This window comes from Legionella stuttgartensis (assembly GCF_977063405.2).
The window spans coordinates 79916-102709 of the sequence record NZ_CDRUHA020000033.1 but is presented as its reverse complement, the minus strand read 5'-3'; the positions used below and the strand labels follow the sequence as shown (position 1 = coordinate 102709).

The window sequence follows — 22794 nt, the reverse complement described above, 5'->3', positions numbered from 1 at the left end:
CCATACACCTTACACCTGGGTTGCTTGTTCCATCACTTCAGTAAGAACTTGGCAGGTTTTATCAATTTCTGATTTTAATAAACTTGGATGTACTAAAAACATCAAGCTGGTTTCACCTAATTTGGATGCTACGGGTAGTCTGTTATGTGGACGCCAACCCGTATTATCAAACGCTTTTTCTAAATAAACTTCCGAACAGGAACCTTGATAACAAGGAACCCCGCGCGCATTAATTTCTTTTATAATGCGATCACGATCCCAGCCTTCGGCCAGCTGGCTTTCCTCTACAAATACATAACATTTGTAAGCTGCATGAACAATTTCATCAGGAATCTGAGGAACTCTTAATCCTTTTAAAGTTGATGCTACTTCATAGATTTGTTTTAAGTTCCCTAGTCGTTGTTGCTGCCATGTGGGCATTTTTTTGAGTTGTAAGCGTCCGATAACGGCTTGAATTTCAATCATTCGCCCATTCATACCAAAGCTTCGATGTACCCAACGAAAACCAGGTTCAATAGGCTCATTATATATGGCATCCCAAGATTTTCCGTGATCTTTATACGACCACATGGATGACCAGAGTTGTTCATCATTGGTTGTGACCATGCCTCCTTCACCGCCAGTAGTCATAATTTTATCTTGGCAGAATGACCAGGCGCCTATATGGCCTATTGAACCAACTGAACGACCTTTATATTGAGCCCCATGAGCTTGGGCACAATCTTCAATAATATATAAATTAAATTCTTCTGCTAACTCAAGGATTGGATCCATATCACAAGGCCAGCCCGCAAGATGAACGCAGATTATTGCTTTAGTCTTTGGAGTAACCACAGCACGAATACTCTCGGCGGTAATATTTTGACTGTTTTCGTCAACATCTGCAAATACAGGAGTGCCACCGCAAGTTACTATAGATGAAGCAGAAGCGATGAAGGTTCTAGAGGTCACAATGACTTCGTCCCCTGCTTTTATGTCAATCGCTTTTAAGGCGACATCAAGTGCCACAGTGCCATTTGCTAATGCTACAGCATGCTTTGTTCCTACCCAAGCAGCAAATTCCTTTTCAAATTCCCTGCATTCATTTCCAGTCCAATAATTTACCTTATTTGAGAGAAGAACTTGATGAATTCGCTCTGCTTCTTCTTCAGAGTAACTAGGCCAGGGTGAAAATGCTGTATTTAACATATTTAATCCTTTGAATTTTTTTTATAAATTTTTGCGGGTACGCCAAATGCGGTACAATAGTCTGGTAAGTCATTAACGACAGCCGAACCTGCCCCTACCATTACTTCTGAGCCAATTTTAATACATTGTCGTACACAAGAGCCAATACCAATCCAACTTAAATTACCTACACTCACATTCCCTGCTAAACTGACTCCAGGCGAAATGTGTACTGCATGCCCAATAGTGCAGTCATGCTCAATAATTGCCCCTGTATTAATAATCGTGCCGGCCCCAATCGTGCAATCAGGATTTAATACTGCTCTGGCAAAAACGACTGTTCCTTCTGCTATTTTAGCTGAAGGACTTATTATTGCTGAGGGATGAATAATTGTAGCTAATGGAATTTTTTCATTTAAAAAATACGTCATTTTTTCCATGCGAATGGAATTATCGCCGATTGCAACAATTAGGCCATCAAATTCAGAGGCCTGGGATAGAAAGGATTGAGTATTCCCATTAATCTTCCATGCCCCAACTCGGTCAATGTTCGGCCACCGGTCATCAAAAAAAACAATATTCTGCCAACCTGAACACAGAGCTGCATCAGCAACAACTTTAGCATGTCCACCAGCACCAAGAACAGCAAGAGATTTCATGGATTATTACCTGTAAATTTTTCGTTGGTGACACTCCCTTGACCTGTAATTCCTTCTCGCATCAATACTTTTTTTATGGTCATCATTAAAATTTTAATATCCAAATAAAAAGACTGATGATCCACATACCATAAGTCTAATGCAAATTTTCCTTCCCAATTTAGGGTATTACGGCCATTAACTTGAGCTAAACCAGTAATGCCAGGTTTTACATCATGACGTCTTTTTTGCTCGCTATTATAAAGGGAGAGGTATTCGATTAATAGAGGTCTAGGACCTACAAAGCTCATTTCACCTTTAAAAACATTCCATAACTGGGGTAATTCATCCAAGCTACACGCTCTTAAAACATGACCCAAGTGAGTGACGCGATCTTTATCGGGTAATAATTCGCCATTTTTATTAAATGAATCCTTCATTGTTCTAAACTTGATCAGTCGAAATGTTTTTCCATGTAATCCTGGACGATTTTGATAAAAAAAGATCGGTGAGCCTAGATGATAACGTATTAATAATGCAACAATAACTAATATCGGCATGAACATTATTAATAATGCACCTGATAAGATAATATCGAAAATACGCTTAAGCACAATAATCTCTCCAGTAGTCCTATACTTAGAAGGGTCAATAGATCATAAATTTTTGAACTATTTCTTACAAGGCTTAAACAGTAAAAGATTTTCCGGATGGAATGAACTATGAGATCCCATAGTTGACGTTACATTGAAAGTTTATTTGTTTGACAAAAGAAGAAGCCAAAGCTAAAGTAGCGTTTTTTAAAAGTATAGTTAGTCAATAATGCAAGCATTTAAGATAAGTAAAATAAAAAAAGTAATGTTTTTGATCACTCAAGTAATGATATTGAATCTTCTTGTCATTAAAGGTGCTTATGCTTATTTTGATTATGGAACTGGAAGTTTATTGATCCAATCACTTGTTGCATTTTTTGGCGTGGTCGCTATGTTCTTTAATCGAATCAAAGAATTGGTTCTGGCGTTTTTTCGCAAATTATTCTCAAAAAAACAACCCGCTCCTAAAAAGGAAATTGAAAACTCTTAATTTTTGGATGTAAATCATGGAGATTCCACAAGCAGCCACTCAGGTTCCTTCTTCATTCCGCGACCCAAGTGGTTTTGTGTTATTTAATAATGAACTAAAAAAAATCCAGCGAATTATTTTCCCTGTGTATTTTCAACAATATTCGCACTTAATGGAAAGTGGTTTATATGCTGAACTCTGTGAAAGTAATAAGCTCATCAGCCATCAACTCGTAGAGAATTCAGAACAGAGGATTATTATTAATCCCCAAGAAATACCATTTATTACGTACCCTTATGAATGGCCATTTCATTTATTGAAAGAGGCTGCTTTGTTAACTTTAGATATTGCAAAACGTGCTTTATCTTATGGTATGTGCCTAAAAGATGCTTCCAGTTTTAATATTCAGTTATTAAATGGAAAGCCAATTTTCATTGATACCTTGTCTTTTGAGTTTTATAAGGAAAATCAACCTTGGGGAGCATATGGGCAATTCTGTCGTCATTTTTTAGCGCCTTTACTCTTAATGAAATATAAATCGCTTAATTTTTCTAAGGCATTAAGCAATTACATCGATGGATTTCCTTTAGACTTGGTGAGCAGCATGCTTCCCATGAGTACTCATTTCTCACCATTTATTAAATTAAATGTGCATTTACATGCTAAAAATCTTAAGCGATTTAATAATACTTCTGTAGAATCGGAAAACGTTAGATCCTTGAGTAAATCCAAACTGATCGGTTTGTTAAACTACATGGAAAGCTTTATCAAGTCTTTAACTTATTTGGAAAAAAAGACTGAATGGAGCAATTATTATCAAATAACTAATTATTCTGAAGATGCATTTAAAGAAAAAAATGAAATTATTTCTCAATGGATATCGCTTATTGAAGCGAAAACAATCTGGGATGTGGGCGGAAATAATGGTCATTTTTCAAGGTTAATAGCTGAAGGAAAGGATTTAGTTATTAGTACCGATATCGATCCTATAGCGGTTGATCAAAATTATTTAATCAACAGGGCAACCAATGTCTCTTCCATAATTCCTTTAGTGATTGATATTACTAATCCCACTCCGAGTATTGGATTTGATAATCAAGAGAGAGATTCTTTTTCAAGCCGCATTATCAATAAAGAAATTAATTGCATTATGGCATTGGCATTGATTCATCATTTGTGCATATCGAATAATTGTACGTTCTCAATGGTGTTAAATTATTTCAAAAAAATGTCTAATTATTTAATTATTGAATTCATTTCTCCTGAAGACTCTTGGGTTAAGGAGTTATTGGCTCGTAAAAGAGGTTTTGAACATTTATTTGCATTTTATAATCAACAGGCTTTTGAAGAAGAATGTTTGAAAAATTTTGATATTTTAAATAAAAAACAAATCCAAAATTCTCACCGAACGTTGTATTTACTCAAAGCAGTGAACTCTTAAGATCATGAGCAATTTTTTGAAAAAAAGCTCGAACTTATATGCACTAATGTTACTGGTGCTTCTTTACCCTTTACTGTTTTATGCATCAAATAACTTTAATAGTTTTTCTCTATTTGAGATATTTATCTCATTTTTAATTTTATTATTTGTAAATGGAATTGGACTTTTATTCTCAAAGTTTCTTCTCGAAAATGTCTTGAGAATTAATGAGCACCTGAGTTTAAAAATAACCTATGGAATCTTGCTGATATTGTTTTTAATCATGATGAGGCATTCTGTTTTTAATAATCCAGAGTTACCTTATTTGGTTTATTTGCAAAATAATTCGGTTTATTCAAAATGGCTTCTTTATTCTTTTTTTGGTGCAGCATTTTTTTGCCTGGGATTTTTTCTATTTGAAAAGCAGGGAAAAATGTTTGTTATGATTTTTTTGATTCTTAATCTTTTTAATTTAGGGAAAATTATTACGCCAAAATTAACTTTTGAGGCTTCTAAAGAAAAGAGCAACAATCAAGCACAAATCGTATTAAAAAATAAAAAGAATATATATTTTATCCTGACAGACAGCTTAACTAGTATTAATGGTTTAAAGACGTTGGGCATAAAAAATGATCATCATCAATTTCTTGGCGAATTAGAACAAAAAGGGTTCGTTCATTACCCGGATTTCTATACTTCCTTGCAAGCAACCCAATATGCTTTATTTACGTATTTTAACCTAAGCTATAAATATCAAGAGCTACATGGGTATCAGGTGGATCCTATTTTACGTTTGCGTCACATATTAAATGATGGAAAATTGTACGATATTTTTAGAGATAATGGTTATAAAATAAATATCATGCATGAGTTGGACGTATTTTTATTAGATAATTGTTCAGCAGACCTTTGCTATTTTAATGTTACCAATAAATTAAGACCTTCTCTTAGCAGCATCAAAGAAAAGGTTTTATCAATAATTAGTTTTTTATCTCCTATAAATGTTAGTGCTTTATTTAAAGAAGAAAAAAAGGTTTTATTCTTTGACCCAAACGAGCTTGCCTATAATGACAGAAATGCGTTCATTACAGAAACCATTCAAAAATTAAAGCAATTGAATCTAGACCATCCTAATTTTACTTATATCCATGCCTTTACTTTTCCTGCTCATTCAGACACTAATTCTGAGACAATTAATCATTGTAATGAAGCAGAAGAAATACAAAAATACAGTCAACGAATCACATCTACGTCACAATTTGTATTGGCTATGGTGGATACAATTCGCGCGAGAGATAAGAACGCGATAATTATTATTGCAGGCGATCATGGTCCCTATATTTTTAAACAATGTACTCGAGAGGGGATCCAAAATCCAGAAGATGTTATCGAACGACAAGGGGCGTTTTTATCAATTTTATGGGGTGACGGATATGATGGAAAATATAACAGCCGTATAAAATCGTCCCATAATCTGTTCCGTTATGTTTTATCCTATCTCGCTGAAAATGAAGTATTGCTCAAAAATATTGATAAAGACCATGCGTTTACCCTGTATAATAATCAAAAAATTGGTCGAACAATTACCGATGGCAGCATTAATAAAAAAATAGTTATCGTGCCACATGAAGAAAAAGCAGCGTAATTAAAAGTGATCTCTTGAACTGTGCACCCAGGCTACCTTTAATAGCAGTTTAAGCTTTCAATTGAACTTCTTTTAACTGTAGAATTGTATCATTTACTTTTAAAAAATTGGTTCACTCATGTCAAACAATAAAAGGATTTTAGTCACTGGAGGTAGTGGATTTATTGGTTCTGCGCTTATTAGACATGTGATCCATCATACTGAGCACTTTGTCACTAATATCGATGCTTTAACGTATGCAGCTAACCCCGCGGCTCTTTATTCAGTAAAGAATCATCCTCGTTACCGATTCGAACATGAAAATATCTGTGATGAGTCTGCGATAAAACGAATTTTCACTCAATTTAAGCCAGACATTATCATGCATTTGGCTGCAGAATCTCATGTGGATCGCTCCATAAAAACCCCCATTCAATTTATTCAAACCAACATAGTGGGTACTTATAATTTACTGGAGCAAGCAAGAGAATATTGGGAAACTTTGACACCAGATAAAAAGAATAGTTTTCGTTTTCACCATATTTCTACGGATGAAGTTTATGGTGATTTACCTCATCCAGAGGATCACCAAAGCTCCAATATAGAGTTACCTTTATTCAGCGAAAATTCGAAATATGCACCAAGTTCACCTTACTCTGCAAGTAAGGCAAGTTCCGATCATCTGGTTCGCGCGTGGCATAAAACTTATGGTTTACCTGTCCTGATTACTAATTGTTCCAATAACTATGGACCGTTCCAGCATCCAGAAAAACTAATCCCGCAAACAATTCAAAATGCACTTACGGGACAACCTATTCCTATCTATGGGAAAGGAAATCAAATACGAGATTGGTTGTATGTTGAGGACCATGTTAAAGCGTTATTAGAAGTTGTGAGTTGTGGAATAGTGGGAGAGACTTATAATATTGGAGGTTATAACGAATTACAAAATATCCAGGTTGTACACGCTATTTGTGATGCTTTAGAAGAAATGAAGGGATCTAGTCGATTTCGATTTAAAGATTTAATTACATTTACAGAAGACAGACCGGGTCACGACAAACGATATGCCATTGACGCGACCAAGATAACCAGACAATTGAACTGGAAACCTCAAGAGTCATTTGAAACAGGGATAAGAAAGACTGTTCAATGGTATCTGGAACACTTAAAACTTAATTATTTATAGCATAACGAAGCTGCTCAACAATCATCTCCTGTTGAGCAGATGTTAGGCCAATCCATAATGGTAATCTAAGTATTCTCTCCGAGAGCGAATCGCTAAGAGTCAAGTTCCCATGGGTTGTACCGAAGCGCTGACCTGCTTGTGAGGAGTGTAATGGCACATAATGGGATGTCGCATAAATACCTTTTTCTTTGAGCTTAGCAAGAATTGTATGGCGGTTGGTTCCAGGAGAGAGAAGTACATAGTAAATATGTGCATTATGTTGACAATGAGCGGGCACTATAGGGCGACGAAGAATACCTGCTGTCTCTAATGGCTCAAGAAGCTGGTGATAATAGTTCCAAACCCCTAAACGTTGTTGGGTAATGTGTTCTGCATCTTCAAGCTGAGCCCAAAGAAATGCCGCAATCATATCGCTTGGTAGAAAGGATGAGCCAACATCTTGCCAAGTGTATTTGTCAACTTCTCCACGGAGAAATCGACTGCGATTGGTTCCTTTTTCACGAATGATCTCTGCTCGCATAACCATATCTGGGTTATTTACTAAAAGAGCGCCACCTTCTCCAGAGATGATATTTTTAGTCTCATGAAAGCTATATGCACCCAGGTCACCAATACCCCCTAAAGTTTTACCCTTATAGTTCGCCATTACTCCTTGGGCAGCATCTTCAATCACCATTAAACCATATTGCTTAGCAATATCCATGATGGCATCCATCTCACAGGCAACACCGGCATAATGCACCGGGACTATTGCTTTAGTTCGTGACGTAATGGCCGCTTCAATAAGGTTCTCATTAAGGTTCAGTGTATCCTCACGGATATCAACAAAGACCGGTTTTCCTCCTTGTAACACAAATGCATTGGCGGTGGATACAAACGTATAAGAGGGCATGATGATTTCATCACCAGGATTTATATCCAGTAATAAAGCGGCCATCTCTAACGCGGCCGTGCAGGAATGAGTTAGCAGGGCTTTGGAGCTGCCGGTCTGTTCTTGAAGCCAGGTATGGCAACGTTTGGTAAACAGTCCATCTCCAGAAAGCTGGTTATTAAGGTGAGACTCTGCTATATATTGCAACTCTTTACCAGTTTTGTATGGTCGATTGAATCCGATGTCGTTCATAAAATCCTTAAAGCCTTTCAGTACTTATGCTAAAAAATTGCCTAAAACGTATTTTGTCACACATATATTTAAAATCCCAGAACCAAATATAAAGTCGGACTGTGATTATTTTTTGTGGGATTCTTGTTACTTATGTTAGAGTAGAGCGTTTTCTCATCATCTAGAAATTCAGGATAGTTTATGAATTATCGTGCCAACGGATTGGTTTGTACTTCTCCAGTTTTAAAGAATAAAGATCTGTATTTCGGTTTTTTTATCATATTCATGGTTAGCATTTTAGTATTTTACTGTGCCTTTTTGTTTGCAGTTTGGCAAGGAAGCAATATTCATTGGGTAAGTGACCTACATGTGCATGCACAAGCTGTTGTAGATGCAGCTACAACACATCATTTTCCAGTGTACTCGCTTTGGTACAGGCTGATTTATATTGTAAGTGGTTTTTCAGAGCAGTATGCTCATATTGCTTACGCATCAATTCTGATGCTTGCCCTGCTGACAGCCGCTAAGTATATTATTTCTTATCAAATTTTACAGAATAATTGTCCTGCCCCACCAAAAGTATGTGCTTTAATTTGTTTGGGCTTAATCTTTGTTATGCCAGTACTTAGTTATTATAATTGTAAAGAAGTGCCAGTTTGCATAAATAATTATCATGTTGTGATTGGGAATATTGTACCTAATCAGTGGCATAATTCTACTTTGATTTTGGCTATGCCTTTTAATTTATTACTATTTTATTATTCCGTTAAAGAGATCCGCTCAGAACGTTTAACTTCATTTCTGATAATGGGTGTTCTTAGTCTCATCAGTATATTGTGCAAACCAAATTATTCTTTGGCTTATTTACCGATTTTATGTATGACTATTTTGATTTTAAACCTGAAGTCATACCATTATTTTAGAGCATTTGTTAAATGCGCTTTGGTTGCCATTCCCTCGATCCTCATTTTACTATACCAATGGTATTTTACTTTTGTAGATAGCAGTGTTCCTTTACACAATTCTAAAACAATAATTGCCCCTTTTTTAGTCTGGTCGCATTTTTCCCCACATATAATGATCTCACTAATTTTATCAATTGCATTTCCGTTATGTGTACTGTTCTTTTATTTTAATAAAATTGATTTTTACTTAACTTTAGCTTGGCTTACATTCCTTTTGGCAGTAGCTTCTTTTTCTTTTCTAGCCGAATATCCTAACTGGGCTAACGGTAATTACGGCTGGGGATTAATTTCATCGTGTTATATTTTATTCTTATTTTCGGCAGTCTGTCTTTTGAATCAACCCATAGATTGGAAAGCTAAAGTGGCCTACACGGTATTCGGTGTTCATTTTTTATCGGGATGTTTTTTGTTGGGAAGTTTTTTTATTCGACAAACATCTCTTTTATTATGATTTGAAACGGTTACCGTTTTCACAGAGCAAGATGTTTAATAATGTATATAAAAAATAATCAACAGTTATGGAATATCAATGAAGATACAAGGACAACATCGCTTTTTTCCAGGGCTTAATGGGTTGCGGGCTATTGCTGCAATATGTGTATTTATTCAGCATACAGGAGTGTTTTTAAGCCTATTTGGTTTTCAAAATGCTGCTAAATATAATCATTTATTATTATCCGGACATGAGGCTGTATTACTATTTTTTGTATTGAGTGGTTTTCTAATTACCTACCGTCTACTCGAAGAACAAAACCAGACTGATCAAATTAATTTAAAAAAATTTTACCGTGGTCGTATATTACGTATAGCCCCCTTACAGATCTTAATAGTAGGGCTAAGTTTTCTAATGTTTTTAGTTTTTTATGGATTGATTCCCTCATACCATGAACCCATTCATCCGCTATCAACATTTCTACTTCTATTATTTATTCCTAATATTGCTGGGTTAGTAGACAATATTGTGAATGGAGCCTCTCATATCTGGTCTTTGGGTGTTGAAAATGAATTTTATTTAATATGGCCGTTACTTCTTATCCGATTCAGACGATCGATACTGGTGATGATTGTTTTATTTATTCTAATAAAATTAGTTTTGGAATTATTTGTTTTACCCTCATTTATTGCTCATATTTATTCAAATCAATTCACGACGTTATTTGCGAGATTTCTTGTTCGCCTTTTCCCAATTGAAAATATGGCCGTTGGTGCATTAGGGGCATGGCTATTGTTTACCCAGAAAAAAAGAGTACTAAATATTATTTTTAATCCCGTGACACAACTATGTACTTATATATCCATTGCTTGGTTAATCTATTGTAACACTAAGGGTGTATCCCACTTCATTGAAGCATCCTTTGTCCCTTTCGTATTTTTATCGTTAATTCTTAATGTTTCATGTAATCCGCGAAGTTTTTTTAAATATGAAAATAAGATATTTAATTACTTAGGAACTATTTCATACGGAATTTATATGTTCCATCCCATCGTGGTATTTTTGACTATATGGTTTATTCGAAATTATGTACCGCATGATAATGCTTGGTATGTTGCTTTTATTTATGTATTATGCGCCGCTCTAACTATTGGTATTTCGGGTTTATCATTTAAATATTTTGAAGAACCCATTATGCGGCTTAAACGGAAAAAATCCTCAGCAGAAGTTCCGGCATCCGTTTCTTATTCTGCGTCTAATTCTTTAGCCAAAGAGGTCTAAGCATTAGGTGAATATATTGGCCAAACAAAAGTAGACTCACAAGGAAAGGATGAGATTCAAATGGGCATTTGAACAAATAATAGGGTAATTTTCTGTTCATCTTTAATTTACGATACAACCTCAAAATTTCGAGGCTTTACTTTTTGATAACGTACCTGTGGAAAAACAAAATATCGAAACATCAGAAACAAGGCACACGCTACTACAAAAATAGCGATCCCCTGAATTGCTTGATGCGGAAACTTAAGTTTATCTACAAGAAGTAGCAGCATGATAAAATTGATCCCGTAGCCTATAAAATGGGCGATCCCATATCGTATTAAGGCAAACCGATGTGTTCCTTGGTAAGCGAATGAATATTTGAAGTGGCTAAAGTAACCTATTAACGCACCTATGGGATAAAAAAGAGTAATGGCTACTTTGGGTTCAAGCCAAAAAAAAGTGACGAGTAAATAAATGAGATAACCAATGAGATTATTAATCACGCCGACAACACCGTATCGAATGAATTGATATAGGCCCGGAAATTTTTGTATTAATCGATTCATTCTTAATCCGCACATTGTAAAAGAAGTTGTTGGCGATCTACTTTCCCATTTGGATTTTTAGGTAATTCTTTTCTTACAATAATGCGGCTTGGGATCATATATGTTGGTAGTAATTCACCTAAATCCACTAAAAGGGCTTGTTCATCAACATCGTCAGCACTGGCTACGAAACCAATCAGTTTGCCATAGGCAACATTGGTTCGATGATAAACAACAGCCGCTTGATTTATTTGCGTAAACTTTACCAGAGCATGTTCTATTTCCTCTAATTCGATACGATACCCCATGTGTTTCACCTGGTTGTCTTTTCGGCCAATAAAATGTAAAGCTCCATCTATTTCTTGAACAAGATCTCCAGTGCGATACATGCGTTTCATAAAACGTTGTGGTTCGGAAAGCGTAATAAACGATTTTGCACTGCGCTCCAATTCGTTAAAATAACCCGCCGCAACATTAGGTCCTAAAAGACATAGTTCACCCTCCGTCGCTTCCTTATCGTGTTCATCAAGAATAAGATAGTCAAAGTTTGGATTGAGGGTACCTAAGGGAGGAAGCCCATTGAGCTGTGTGAAATCATTCGCACTTAACTTATAAGCGCTACAAATACACGTACATTCAGTAGGTCCATAAACATTTACTAATGTTGCTTGTCTGGAAAACAAATCATAAAGTTTTTTTAATTCTGTTTTGGGATAACCTTCGCCACCAAAAATAATATGACGTAATTTTAAAAGTGTTTTGGTTTCCATTGCCTTCATGGTGACCAGATAGATTAATAAGGAGGGGACTGAAAACCAAATGGTGCATTCCATATTGCCTACATGAGTGACAAGTTCATAAGGTTTGGTCAATAACTCACGCGGCACCGGACTTAATGAAGCGCCAGAAAATAATCCTACGTAAAAATCAAAGACTGAATTATCAAAGTACAAGGGACTTAAATGGGCAAAATTATCGTGATTGTTTATTTGAAAATACTGATTACCCCAAGAGATAAAATGCAGTACATTTTGATGCGTTACCGCAACACCCTTAGGAATTCCAGTAGAACCTGAAGTGAACATAACATAGGCGATAGTGGAGCCATCAATTTTTTTCATTAACTGTATTTGTTGTTCTCGAGCGCTCGGAGTAACTGATGGAAGGATATCCGGTTTAAGTTCAATCGCTTGAATTTTACTTGCATTAGCTAAGTCGTGCATCTGGTTGCTGCAAGCCGGATCATCATAGAATAAAAATGCAGCTTGGCTCACTTGGAGAATAGGTAAATTGCGAGCTAAAGGTGCTGCAATATCAATGTTGACGTAAGCAATACCTAATCGAATTGATGCGATCATCAGTGCATAGGTCAAAAAGTGTTTACTACTCCCAATTGCAACTACATCACCAGGCCGCATTTCTTTGGAAAGTAAAAAAGCACCTAATCGTTGAGCACAGTCCATTAATTCTGCATAGTTAATCGACTGTTCGGGATAACGAAGAGCGGGTTGCGTTGCATTCTCTAATACAACATCATCAAATAACACACCTAAATTATGGTAATATTTATTCATATCTTCTCTTCAAAATCGTAAGAGTCCTTTTTCGAGCGCTGTATCATTTTTACCCTCTCATTTATTGATGGTAAAAAAGAGATAAGGATCATTCATACCATTAAAACCTACTGACTTACAGAGCATCATGGAACCAGAATTATTAGTGAAACAATCCCACAAGGGAGTTAATCCTGCTTCTAAACAATGAGTAATAAAACAAACAACCGCCTTATTTGCAAGCCCTAAATTTCTATAATGAGCTAAGGTCAATACATCGATTTCAGTACAGTTATTCGCCTGCGCGGCGCCATAACATATTGATGCCATTTCTCCCTCATAAAAAATAACAATAGCATTTGATTTTTGAATGAAATCATTAGCATTCCGCCAAAATCGCGATACCAAACCAAATGTACTCTCAATAAGATTAATATTCGTTTGATTCACTTCTGAGTAACTTATCTTGTCTGATTGGTTCAAGGGGATTGGCTTATCCATTTGATATTCAGCGCCGAGCACGAAACGTTGTCTATAAGATCTCAGCGACTCGTATTGAGGTTGTACTATAAACTCGGGAGCATAAGGAGCATACAGACGAACTTTATCGGAATGAAAATTTTTATCGAGGAGTAAATAGTGCTCTAATTTATGCTCAAAGAGTGGATCAGTGTTACCAAATACTTGAGCAAACCCAAAAGCATGTTCCACATAAACTTGGGAGGGGGTGCCTTGATCATTAACATAGACCACCCCATCTTGTTCATCAAGGAGTACCGCTGCAATTAATGGGAAAAAAAATTGGCTACTTAAATAAAGTTGATATATTGGAGCGTACTCTTTTTTTTCTAATCGGATCATTTAAATGGTCAATCCACCGTTAACATCCAGCACCACACCATTCATAAAATCATTAGTGATGAGCGAGGCAACTGCCTGAGCTACATTATTTGCCTGCCCCAGTGTTCGCAGTGGGGTATTGGCTTGAATGTGTTTGATTATGGATTCGTTAAGTGCCTGGCGCGTGGATTCGGTATCAATAAAACCTGGTGCCACTGCATTGCAACGAATACCCAGTCGACCCAGTTCTTTAGACAGGGTGACAGTCATCGCATTAACTCCTGCTTTTGCGGCAGAGTAAGCAATTTGTCCCTCATTACCGCATGCACTAATTGAACTAATGTTTACGATGGCTCCTTTTACTCTTTTCATTACCATGTGCTCGACTACCGCAGAGGTCATAATGAATACCGAGTCCAAGTTCATTGTGATGCACTGACGAAAGCTCTCATAATCATGCATGATTTCAGGCGAATTCATGATGTTCACCATCGGCTTGCTAAAGATCACGCCCGCATTATTAACTAAAATATCAATGCGATCATGGCGGGTGATAATCTCTTGTATCACATTTTTTACTTCGAGGGGATGCGTCACATCCAGAACATATCCTTCCATACCTTGGGGCAGAGCCGCTAGAGCCTGGGTATCTCGATCCGCGATAACAACTTTTGTACCACACTCATGTAAATAAGTAGCGATTGCCAGTCCTAGTCCTTTTGCACCCCCGGTAACCAGGGCAATCGCACCTTTAAGCTCCAAGATCGACTCCTTTATTTGCGAGAACGTCAATGATTTGTCCAACAGAATCCATTTTAATAATGTCAGGTATTTCTAAAGCAATATTAAACTCTCGCTCGAGCGATACTACTAAGTCCATCTGTTTTAGCGAATCCCAACTTCCTAAATTTGCTTTAGTCAATTCAACTTTTATTTCATCCGCACGTAAACCAAAGACATTGGCTAAAACTGAAACTAAACGCTTATTCATGTTTTTAAACTCCAAAAAATTTCACATAGTCCTGGGACGAGTAGCGGAGTTCCTCACCAGAACGTGCTAAATGAACACTTGATGGTTTTGTATTTTTGGTTATTAAAGCCCCAGCACCAATAATGCAGTACTCATCAACCACTATTTCATTAACAATCGTTGCATTAACTCCTATGAATGTATTGCGTTTCACTTGGGCTTGCCCAGAAATCACCGCTCCAGATGCAACCCAACAATGCTCATCTATGCTGGAATGATGAGCCAGAGTTACATTAGCCCAGATCATACTATTTGCTCCTACTTTGACGTGGGGTTCTATAACCGCTGAGGGTAAAATAATACATCCTTCTCCAATAGGTTGCTGGGTATAAACTTTAGCATCCGGATGAATATAAGACTCGATTCGATAGCCCATTGCTTTAAGACGATGAAACATTGACTCACGACTACGATTAATGTCGTTATATCCCATAGCCATGATGACAGAGTGGTCTTGCGGGTTATAAGCAGAAGCAAGATTAGATAAAGGGATTGAGGGAATTCCATGAACTCCATTACTTTCAATGAACTCATCATCGACTGTAAGCCCTACAATTTCATAGCGTGCATCTTGTGACAGGTAACCATGCAGAATGTTAGCTGTAATTGCATTACCAGCAAAAATAATTTTTTTCACTGTAGATCCTCCAGTACCGCCAGGCCAAACCCGGTTCTTCCGTAATCATTGCCATTATAAAGCATATAGAGCTGATCTCGATGCTCAAAAATATAAGGATAACAAATCATTTCGCTATCCCAGCCATCAGAGGATACATCAATACCTGCTAAATTATCGTTACGGTTCCATTTCAATCCGTCAGAGGATGAAGCAAAACCGATTCGATAAGTCGCAATATCTTTTGTGGCGCGATGAGCAAACCACATGTAATAGATTCCCTCGTTGTAATAAACGCTGGGGCGGCCAAAAGCATACTCATATTCATCTGCAAATGGAATACACATTCCTGGGTCACAAACCCAGTCGATGCCATTGTGCGATTGAGCATGATGGATACCATAATGATGGTGCCACCCATTTTCCAATTTTTCCCATTTAATGCCGGAGTTATACCAGGTATGCCAAATATCTCCTGTGATATGGAAGGCGGTTGCTGCTGCAAAAAGAGGGTTATGTTTATCTCGGCCTAAAACAGGCCCTAAGAATTCTTTCTCTAGGGTGAGATTCTCTTTATTTAGAATTGCTCTGCCTGTATCACAAATCCATAATTCTTCTGGAAGGTTTTGCCATCCTACATAATATAAATAATGTTGGTCCTTATTAGTCACAAAACAAACACTGATTACTCCATCGCAGTCGAAGTAACAGGGGGCTCCAGGAGTCAGGGCTAATTTAGGTGTGCCGATAAGCGACATGTGTCCATCTGACACAGTTGCATAAGATAAGAAAATATTTGAGCGGCTTTTTGAATCACGACATGTAAATGCAATGATAAAAATGTCGTCTTTGTAGTGAATTGCACAAGGATGTGATCCATGAGTATAACCTGGCATATTTGGTTGAAAAACTAATCCTGTTTTTTGCCAATTAAATGGTATTGCATGTTTGAGACGATCCTTCATTTTTTCTCCAAAATCAATTTACAACTCACAACCCGCTTTAAGTAATTGTTCTAAATATTCCACTCTGCTTATGCCGAGTTTTTCTGCCATCGCATACACTTTATCTTTTAAAACTGGGTCCACACCTTCAAGCTGTCCCAGGTAGCGTGATCGAATACTACCCCCTCTTTTACCCATATGAGGGACATCGATATTAATGGGGAGTGGAGTATCTGCCACCGTAAACTCAATGACATAAAAGCAATGACTAAGCTCCCATGATAATTTAGCAGCTCTGGCATTGGGGGGAATAAGAGCCAAAGGGGCTTCATAGGCATACAGTGGATTATTTTTAATGAGCATCTTTCCAAGCTCGGTTTTCTTAAGCCAAGGAGCTATTCCTTCATCACAAATGAGTACTTGTCCACCAGGCTTAACCACTCGGTCCATTTCCGAAATCCCTTTTTGAATATCAGAGAATAAATTGAGGCCGCCAAAGTGATAAGCCGCATCAAAAAAATTATCTTCAAAAGGGAGGTTCGTCGCATCACTTGCTGAGAAAAATACTTCCACACCAAACTCATTGAGGCTTGAGCTGTATTTTTCTATGCCTGCAATGAGCATTTGTTTGGAAATATCTTGCGCATAAATTGTTCCTTTTCCACTAAGGTTTTTGGCAAGAAAGGGAATATCATTACCAGAGCCTGCTCCAGTCACAAGAATGGTCTGGCCTGGTGACAAATTCAAACGAGAAACCAAATTTTTTCTTAAAGTTGACTCATCTGTCCCAAAAGTTTGAAAAACCCACTGGAACGAATTGTCATGAATCGTTACTGCATCATTTTGGGAGTAATCATTTGCATTATCTGCATCACACGCAAAAATAGGTGCATCTGTATTTTGAATATACGGGAAAAAATGCCCATTAGGACAATGTAATCCATCGTTTTGACTGGATAGAATCGCACGCTCACATTGAAACTCAGGACAGCAATAGTGGAAATTTTTTTTCATTTATTACCTCTTTTGACATACTACCCAAAATACACGTTCAGTAATCCCATAATAATCATTATCAGCAGAGCCGAAAGAGAAGTTTTTAAATAAGGGGGCGAAATAGGCTTCAATTTCATGTTTATTTGCAAAAGCTTGTAATCGATACCCATTGCGATTGTTATAAGGATCCTGGGCAATAGTTAATGTTCCATCTTCAAGTTCTTGAGCATTATCAAAGATATAAGAGGCCTTATTGGCAACAGATGCTATTAGATAACCATCTTTCTTTAATACTCTAGAATATTCATTAAGATTATCGAGCAGAGTTTGATTTTCATCACAATAATAACAACAGTGGCATGCTAAAATATAATCAAATTCAGCATCAGCAAACGGAATACAGGAATTTCTGCCAACACGCAAATCGGGGTTATATCCCATTTTTGCTAGTCTGGCTTGCGTTTGCTCGACAATTCCTTGGGTTATTTCGATGCCACTCACATTTAATCCGAGATCACAAAGAAGAGTAGTGTTTCTTCCATCGCCAAAACCAACGTCTAGAATTTTATTTCCTGGTACTGGTTTTATAAAATTTAAACCCGGGTAATTCGCGAGCATGGTCCTCACCACAAACTCAGTTGGATAAACTTTTAAACTGCTTCTGCTCGCGTAATACCGTTCATATTTTGTATTAATATCCTCAATCACTTTTTCCATATATATTCCTAATAATTACATAAGGGCGTTGTTTGGTTTCAGAAAATATCTTCGCCAAATAAATTCCTATTACTCCTATAAACGAGATAATCATCCCCCCTAATAACCAAATGGAAACCATGATGGAGGTCCAACCATTCAGAGGAGTTGCCATCAAAAAACGTTCGATAATCAGAAAGGATGCGTAACAAATAGCTCCGAAAAAAACGAAAATACCGCATAGGAAAATCATATGCAGCGGTGTTGCACTAAAAGAAGTGACTGCATTGATCATATGATTAATTTTTTTAAAAAAGCTGTAGGTGGTCGTGCTCTTTGTATGTTTATTTACTGTATAAGCACACTGCTTGAATCCAGTGATAACCCATAAACAGGAAATAACGGATTCGATTTCCTTATGACTTAACAAAGCGTTCACATATCGTCTTGTCATTAACCGAGCGGTGGTTATATTCTTAGGATGATCAATATTGATTAACCAATTTAAGAATACATAATAAATTTCCCCACTCCACCGTTCAAACCAACCCCCTTTACGATGTTCCTGCACACCATAAACTACATCAGATTGTGCAACTGACATTTGTTCAGAAAACGGGATTAGCCACTCGGGTTCCTCTTCCAAATCACTATCAATTAGAAAAACATAGTCTCCTTTGGAGTATTCCAGTCCGGCTCTCATGGCCTTATGATGGCCAAAATTACGTGAAAGATCGACAACGACCACATGATTATCACGCTCTGAAAGTAGTACTGTTTGTTCCAAGCTTTTATCAGGTGAGCCATCATTTACAAAAATAATTTCATAATCATCATCCGCGAATTTCTGCGCGATATGCGATACTCTTTGATAAAATTCATGAATAAATGCCTCAGATTTATAGAGGGTAGTAACAATTGAAAGTTTCATGTTTTTAAATGCTTCATGTAAGTTGATGAATTTTTACCACAGTTAAATAGCAGATCGAGGATGCTCACTTGATGGATAAAGTCACCCCATAATTGAGGATATTCATCATAATCAGAGTAGTCAAACCAAGTAAGTTTAATGTTTTGTGCAGTGAACACATCTTCTTCGATGTAATTCATGGCGGCGGGTCCTGAAATATATTCAGCAGCTCCCGCTTGCAGGCATAAATTGACTAATCGCTCCGTTTTCCCTTCTACTATATTATAATCCCATGAATTGCTAATAACGGTTGTTATCCCTAGATAATGGCATAAGGCTTTTATAAATTGGTGGTTTAATACCGAAAGATGCGTATATGAGTTGCTTAAGTAAAGAGGTTCAAGCCAAGCAGCAATTTCATCAAAATAAGGTGCCCGCTTATAGTTTTGCATTAATGATTTCCAATGATTTGGTGCCCAATCATTACCATCAATTTCAGTTTCCCGAATGGTTTGAAAATATTTGCCTTTAACTTTCACAGGAACAGTTAACCACTGGGGACCTTGTGATGTTTTGATCTGATTACGGTTCCGCCAATCACGTCGAGTAAATTGCATATCGTCAAAAAGAATGAGCTCATCAACAGCAGCAATCATGTCAAAATACCCTTTCCAAGGGATATAATTAGATTGCAGAATAGCAATTTTTTTTGGCAATCGTACGCTCTTGTTTAACTCTGGATAGTCCATAATATCAAAGCTCAAAATATGAAGTGAAGAAAAAGCCACGTGAGCAAAATCAAAAAAATAGTGCAAAAAACAATCCAATTTAGATTAATTTTTTGGATCATCTAAGGCTCTCTTAACAAAGAGAAGAGATATTCTCCATAACTATTTTTTGATAAAGCAAAAGCAGCTTTGGAGATTTCTTGATCGTTTAACCAACCGTTTCTCCACGCAATTTCTTCAAGGCATGCAACCTTAAATCCTTGTCTTTTTTCAATTGTTTCTACAAATGAGGCAGCCTCAAGAAGACTATCATGAGTGCCTGTATCGAGCCAGGCAAAACCACGACCAAGCAACTCAACATTCAGCATATTACGCTCAAGATAAGTTTGATTAATGCTGGTAATTTCTAGTTCCCCGCGAAGAGAAGGTCGTACATCATGAGCGACTTGTATCACATTATTATCATAAAAATATAATCCAGTGACAGCAAAATGTGATTTGGGATATTCTGGTTTTTCTTCTATCGATTTTACTTTTAAGTCTTCATCAAACTCTACAACACCAAAGCGGCTCGGATCATTAACTTGATACCCAAATACCGTTGCGCCTATGGTGCGTGAGGCTACTTCTTTGAGTTTTGAAGTAAATCCCTGGCCCCAAAAAATATTGTCGCCTAAAATGAGGCAAACCCCATCATTGCCAATAAAATCTTCACCAATTATAAATGCCTGAGCTATGCCTTCAGGTTTAGGCTGGACTTCATACTGTAAACGGATGCCAAAATCAGCTCCATCGCCTAATAAATTCATATAATTTTGAATGTCCTGGGGAGTAGAAATGATGAGAATATCCCTAAGTCCCGCAAGCATGAGAACTGATAAAGGGTAATAGATCAAAGGCTTATCATAAACAGGTAGCAAATGCTTGGATACACTTTTAGTTAAAGGGTATAAACGGGTTCCACTACCGCCAGCTAAAACGATTCCTTTCATTTTCTCTCTACATCCTGTAATTGAAATTCAGTAGCTTAAAAGGCATTCAATCTATTTGATAGAGTTCCATGAGAAATACCTTTGGATCAATTTATACATTCCAAAATAATAACAAGATAAATAATCTGAGTTAATTTAGAAGTCAGTGCATTTTTGTTGTAGTAATTTAACACGAGCCTATTTTATAGGCAATTATTAATGAAGTTCATTCAGTAGTATTCGTCTCTATGAACAAAAAAGAAAATCGCTTTTCTTTGAGATGTGTCAATTATATGATACACACTCAAGTGTGGGAGAGGAGACATTGTAAGGAGAACCAATGCAAAAAAAATTAACTATGGATTATTACTTGATACTCGTTACCGGTTTATTTTTTTGCGCATTGCTCATTTTTATTAGTTATTTTGTAGGACCTCTAAGCGATGAAAGTCTGCCTATAGCCACATCACTTCGTTTTATTAAAGGTCAACGTCCTTTTATTGATGATTTCTCTGCATTTATTCCCTTTGGATTACTGTTATATCCTTTAGTAAAATTAAGTTTATGGTTGCATCATGGAAATAATGAACTTATTTTGTTTTTAAGGCATAGCTATATTGTTTTTGTATTCTTTACTAGTGCTTATACTTTCATACTAATAAGAAAAACCTTACCCCTTATTTTATCGTTTTTTATCTTTTTTGGGATGAGTATATTTCATCCTTTTGGTATAAATAATTTTCATTACGATACCTTGGCTACGCTGCTATGGGCAAATATTCTTTTTCAATTTTTTAGTTTTCAATTTATTGAGCCCATAAGAAAAAGCCATTTAGTCGTTTTCTCATTACTTAATCTCATTCTCTGTATGGCTTATCCTACATTTCTTTTTTTCCTTATTCCTTTTTATCTGATTTTCTGCTTGTTCAGTCAGCATTCAAAAAAAATTTTCCTTTTTCATTTTTTGATTTCTAGTCTTGCAGGCTTGGCAATGGCTTGGATTATTTTTTATCATTTTGAGGTTTCAACCCAAGATCTGCATAATTTTTTAGATTTTCTACATCGTCTTAGTTTATCTTCTAACCAAAATATATTTGATAAATCTCTCGAGTTGACTCATCGAATAATTTCTAAGTATTTAATCAGTTTTCTGATTGCGTTAAGTATCTTATTTATTGCTTATATGGGTAGAAAATATTGGTTCATTTTATTAACGTGTTTTTTCAGTATCCTCGTAATTCCTTTATTTAAAGTTAATATTCAACACGCTATCCATACGGATACATTTTTTGTTCTAAACTACACGGGATTTTTGAGTTTCCCTATCTTTTTAATCTTTTTAAGAAAAGATGTAGAAGCTAGAAAATTATTCTTCTTTGTTGGACTCCCTTCTTTAGCAGCCGGTATTTTAACTAGTGTAACGGCACACATGCTTGATATGAATTGGATTATAGGTTTTTTCCCTGCTACTCTATTAACCTATTTATTTATCTTTTTTATTTTCCAAAAATATTTCAATGCCGTAAATTCATTACACTATTTTGCAACAAGAGCGGTCTTAATTTTTGGACTCATGGAGCTTGCTTTTTTTCAATGGAATTTTATTTATGGAGCAAATTATACCGGGGTCGCGCTCTATAAAAATTCGATAAAAGTGGATGTGCCGGGTCCTTTCAGTGGTCTGTATGTAACCCCTAAGTGTTATACAATTGTTACTGAACTACAAAAGGATCTGCACGTATTGGATGTTCCTTTTGCCAAAGGATTCGTTTATTTTGGTTTATTTTCTGCGGGTTATTTATTTCCAACGCAACTAAAGCCTGGGGAATATGTATTATATTCTGCTCCTGGTCAAAATCATTTTGGAGAAAAAATTAGGACGCCCAACTATGTATTTGATTTTTCGAAACTTTGGCGATTTCCTCCTGAGGTTTTAAATAATTATTTAGAAGGGGTTCATTACACGAAGATTGCCAGCCGGCAATTTTACGATATATATGCCTCAGAGCAGGTCAAAATTTTAGAGATTAAGGAAGACTTATTGTCATGAAGAACATAGATCTGAAGTATGCAATCATTAGTAGCGTATGAGCTTTAGAATA

At 36.5% G+C, this 22794-nt stretch carries 23 protein-coding genes; 7 read left to right on the top strand and 16 right to left on the bottom strand.

Annotation, left to right across the window (positions count from 1 at the left end):
* Positions 1–9: 9 nt before the first annotated feature.
* From ACWTEW_RS09120 to ACWTEW_RS09110, 3 genes are read right to left on the bottom strand one after another with little or no spacing between them, the layout of a single operon-like run.
* The gene (locus ACWTEW_RS09120; RefSeq protein ID WP_454781370.1) at positions 10–1188 is read right to left on the bottom strand and encodes a DegT/DnrJ/EryC1/StrS family aminotransferase; all 1179 of its coding nucleotides are present in this window, start codon (positions 1186–1188) and stop codon (positions 10–12) included.
* A 2-nt stretch (positions 1189–1190) separates the two neighbouring features.
* Positions 1191–1826 carry an acetyltransferase gene (locus tag ACWTEW_RS09115; protein ID WP_454781369.1) on the bottom strand — a complete coding sequence of 212 codons (636 nt, stop codon included), beginning with the start codon at positions 1824–1826 and terminating at the stop codon, positions 1191–1193.
* Entirely contained in the window at positions 1823–2419 is a 597-nt protein-coding gene (locus ACWTEW_RS09110) for a sugar transferase (protein WP_454781368.1), read from the bottom strand. The genes ACWTEW_RS09115 and ACWTEW_RS09110 overlap by 4 nt, the downstream gene beginning before the upstream one ends.
* A gap of 208 nt (positions 2420–2627) precedes the next feature.
* Here ACWTEW_RS09110 and ACWTEW_RS09105 point away from each other — a divergent pair, with 208 nt between their 5' ends.
* From ACWTEW_RS09105 to rfbB, 4 genes are all read left to right on the top strand, one after another.
* Entirely contained in the window at positions 2628–2888 is a 261-nt protein-coding gene (locus ACWTEW_RS09105; RefSeq protein WP_454781367.1) for a hypothetical protein, read from the top strand.
* Between the two features lie 16 nt (positions 2889–2904).
* A complete protein-coding gene (locus ACWTEW_RS09100) occupies positions 2905–4308 on the top strand; it encodes a class I SAM-dependent methyltransferase (RefSeq protein ID WP_454781366.1) in 1404 nt (467 codons plus the stop codon).
* A gap of 262 nt (positions 4309–4570) precedes the next feature.
* Positions 4571–5932: a sulfatase-like hydrolase/transferase gene (locus ACWTEW_RS09095; RefSeq protein ID WP_454781365.1), complete on the top strand. Its 1362-nt coding sequence runs from the start codon at positions 4571–4573 to the stop codon at positions 5930–5932.
* Positions 5933–6050: 118 nt separating this feature from the next.
* Positions 6051–7100, top strand: a complete 1050-nt coding sequence (rfbB, locus tag ACWTEW_RS09090; protein WP_454781364.1) for a dTDP-glucose 4,6-dehydratase — start codon at positions 6051–6053, stop codon at positions 7098–7100.
* On the opposite strand, the gene rffA is transcribed toward rfbB, so the two are convergent.
* A complete protein-coding gene (gene rffA, locus ACWTEW_RS09085) occupies positions 7087–8223 on the bottom strand; it encodes a dTDP-4-amino-4,6-dideoxygalactose transaminase (RefSeq protein ID WP_454781363.1) in 1137 nt (378 codons plus the stop codon). The two genes, rfbB and rffA, sit on opposite strands and share 14 nt — an antisense overlap.
* Positions 8224–8403: 180 nt before the next feature.
* On the opposite strand from rffA, the gene ACWTEW_RS09080 reads away from it, so the two are divergent.
* Together ACWTEW_RS09080 and ACWTEW_RS09075 are read left to right on the top strand one after the other, a co-directional pair.
* Positions 8404–9618: a hypothetical protein gene (locus tag ACWTEW_RS09080; protein WP_454781362.1), complete on the top strand. Its 1215-nt coding sequence runs from the start codon at positions 8404–8406 to the stop codon at positions 9616–9618.
* Between the two features lie 78 nt (positions 9619–9696).
* Entirely contained in the window at positions 9697–10881 is a 1185-nt protein-coding gene (locus ACWTEW_RS09075; RefSeq protein ID WP_454781361.1) for an acyltransferase family protein, read from the top strand.
* Between the two features lie 107 nt (positions 10882–10988).
* Here the strand turns inward: ACWTEW_RS09075 and ACWTEW_RS09070 are convergent, their stop codons facing one another.
* From ACWTEW_RS09070 to rfbA, 12 genes are read right to left on the bottom strand one after another with little or no spacing between them, the layout of a single operon-like run.
* On the bottom strand, positions 10989–11429 hold the full coding sequence (locus tag ACWTEW_RS09070; RefSeq protein ID WP_454781360.1) for a GtrA family protein: 441 nt from the start codon (positions 11427–11429) through the stop codon (positions 10989–10991).
* A gap of 2 nt (positions 11430–11431) precedes the next feature.
* Positions 11432–12982 carry an amino acid adenylation domain-containing protein gene (locus tag ACWTEW_RS09065; protein WP_454781359.1) on the bottom strand — a complete coding sequence of 517 codons (1551 nt, stop codon included), beginning with the start codon at positions 12980–12982 and terminating at the stop codon, positions 11432–11434.
* 57 nt (positions 12983–13039) lie between these two features.
* Entirely contained in the window at positions 13040–13822 is a 783-nt protein-coding gene (locus ACWTEW_RS09060; RefSeq protein ID WP_454781358.1) for a GNAT family N-acetyltransferase, read from the bottom strand.
* Entirely contained in the window at positions 13823–14563 is a 741-nt protein-coding gene (locus ACWTEW_RS09055) for an SDR family NAD(P)-dependent oxidoreductase (RefSeq protein ID WP_454781357.1), read from the bottom strand. It abuts the gene before it with no gap.
* Positions 14553–14792, bottom strand: coding sequence for an acyl carrier protein (locus tag ACWTEW_RS09050; protein WP_454781356.1), 240 nt, complete (start codon positions 14790–14792; stop codon positions 14553–14555). The genes ACWTEW_RS09055 and ACWTEW_RS09050 overlap by 11 nt, the downstream gene beginning before the upstream one ends.
* 4 nt (positions 14793–14796) lie before the next feature.
* The gene (locus tag ACWTEW_RS09045) at positions 14797–15468 is read right to left on the bottom strand and encodes an acetyltransferase (protein ID WP_454781355.1); all 672 of its coding nucleotides are present in this window, start codon (positions 15466–15468) and stop codon (positions 14797–14799) included.
* Positions 15465–16412 carry a glycoside hydrolase family protein gene (locus ACWTEW_RS09040; protein WP_454781354.1) on the bottom strand — a complete coding sequence of 316 codons (948 nt, stop codon included), beginning with the start codon at positions 16410–16412 and terminating at the stop codon, positions 15465–15467. Before ACWTEW_RS09040 ends, ACWTEW_RS09045 begins: the two co-directional genes overlap by 4 nt.
* Positions 16413–16430: 18 nt before the next feature.
* Positions 16431–17405 carry a class I SAM-dependent methyltransferase gene (locus tag ACWTEW_RS09035; RefSeq protein WP_454781353.1) on the bottom strand — a complete coding sequence of 325 codons (975 nt, stop codon included), beginning with the start codon at positions 17403–17405 and terminating at the stop codon, positions 16431–16433.
* A gap of 3 nt (positions 17406–17408) precedes the next feature.
* Positions 17409–18104: a class I SAM-dependent methyltransferase gene (locus ACWTEW_RS09030; protein ID WP_454781352.1), complete on the bottom strand. Its 696-nt coding sequence runs from the start codon at positions 18102–18104 to the stop codon at positions 17409–17411.
* Entirely contained in the window at positions 18088–19014 is a 927-nt protein-coding gene (locus ACWTEW_RS09025; protein ID WP_454781351.1) for a glycosyltransferase family 2 protein, read from the bottom strand. Before ACWTEW_RS09025 ends, ACWTEW_RS09030 begins: the two co-directional genes overlap by 17 nt.
* Positions 19011–19808: a WbqC family protein gene (locus ACWTEW_RS09020; protein WP_454781350.1), complete on the bottom strand. Its 798-nt coding sequence runs from the start codon at positions 19806–19808 to the stop codon at positions 19011–19013. Before ACWTEW_RS09020 ends, ACWTEW_RS09025 begins: the two co-directional genes overlap by 4 nt.
* A 35-nt stretch (positions 19809–19843) precedes the next feature.
* A complete protein-coding gene (gene rfbA, locus ACWTEW_RS09015) occupies positions 19844–20713 on the bottom strand; it encodes a glucose-1-phosphate thymidylyltransferase RfbA (RefSeq protein WP_454781349.1) in 870 nt (289 codons plus the stop codon).
* Positions 20714–21032: 319 nt separating this feature from the next.
* Between rfbA and ACWTEW_RS09010 the strand changes: the two genes are divergently transcribed.
* Complete coding sequence (locus ACWTEW_RS09010) at positions 21033–22742, top strand: hypothetical protein (RefSeq protein ID WP_454781348.1); 1710 nt, start codon at positions 21033–21035, stop codon at positions 22740–22742.
* The last annotated feature ends 52 nt before the right edge of the window (positions 22743–22794 follow it).

Bases quoted from the DNA above. Each gene is read 5' to 3' on its own strand.
- ACWTEW_RS09120 (WP_454781370.1), bottom strand. From the start codon at position 1,188: ATGTTAAATACAGCATTTTCACCCTGGCCTAGTTACTCTGAAGAAGAA.
- ACWTEW_RS09115 (WP_454781369.1), bottom strand. From the start codon at position 1,826: ATGAAATCTCTTGCTGTTCTTGGTGCTGGTGGACATGCTAAAGTTGTT.
- ACWTEW_RS09105 (WP_454781367.1), top strand. From the start codon at position 2,628: ATGCAAGCATTTAAGATAAGTAAAATAAAAAAAGTAATGTTTTTGATC.
- ACWTEW_RS09100 (WP_454781366.1), top strand. From the start codon at position 2,905: ATGGAGATTCCACAAGCAGCCACTCAGGTTCCTTCTTCATTCCGCGAC.
- ACWTEW_RS09095 (WP_454781365.1), top strand. From the start codon at position 4,571: ATGATGAGGCATTCTGTTTTTAATAATCCAGAGTTACCTTATTTGGTT.
- rfbB (WP_454781364.1), top strand. From the start codon at position 6,051: ATGTCAAACAATAAAAGGATTTTAGTCACTGGAGGTAGTGGATTTATT.
- rffA (WP_454781363.1), bottom strand. From the start codon at position 8,223: ATGAACGACATCGGATTCAATCGACCATACAAAACTGGTAAAGAGTTG.
- ACWTEW_RS09080 (WP_454781362.1), top strand. From the start codon at position 8,404: ATGAATTATCGTGCCAACGGATTGGTTTGTACTTCTCCAGTTTTAAAG.
- ACWTEW_RS09075 (WP_454781361.1), top strand. From the start codon at position 9,697: ATGAAGATACAAGGACAACATCGCTTTTTTCCAGGGCTTAATGGGTTG.
- ACWTEW_RS09070 (WP_454781360.1), bottom strand. From the start codon at position 11,429: ATGAATCGATTAATACAAAAATTTCCGGGCCTATATCAATTCATTCGA.
- ACWTEW_RS09065 (WP_454781359.1), bottom strand. From the start codon at position 12,982: ATGAATAAATATTACCATAATTTAGGTGTGTTATTTGATGATGTTGTA.
- ACWTEW_RS09060 (WP_454781358.1), bottom strand. From the start codon at position 13,822: ATGATCCGATTAGAAAAAAAAGAGTACGCTCCAATATATCAACTTTAT.
- ACWTEW_RS09050 (WP_454781356.1), bottom strand. From the start codon at position 14,792: ATGAATAAGCGTTTAGTTTCAGTTTTAGCCAATGTCTTTGGTTTACGT.
- ACWTEW_RS09040 (WP_454781354.1), bottom strand. From the start codon at position 16,412: ATGAAGGATCGTCTCAAACATGCAATACCATTTAATTGGCAAAAAACA.
- ACWTEW_RS09035 (WP_454781353.1), bottom strand. From the start codon at position 17,405: ATGAAAAAAAATTTCCACTATTGCTGTCCTGAGTTTCAATGTGAGCGT.
- ACWTEW_RS09030 (WP_454781352.1), bottom strand. From the start codon at position 18,104: ATGGAAAAAGTGATTGAGGATATTAATACAAAATATGAACGGTATTAC.
- ACWTEW_RS09025 (WP_454781351.1), bottom strand. From the start codon at position 19,014: ATGAAACTTTCAATTGTTACTACCCTCTATAAATCTGAGGCATTTATT.
- rfbA (WP_454781349.1), bottom strand. From the start codon at position 20,713: ATGAAAGGAATCGTTTTAGCTGGCGGTAGTGGAACCCGTTTATACCCT.
- ACWTEW_RS09010 (WP_454781348.1), top strand. From the start codon at position 21,033: ATGCAAAAAAAATTAACTATGGATTATTACTTGATACTCGTTACCGGT.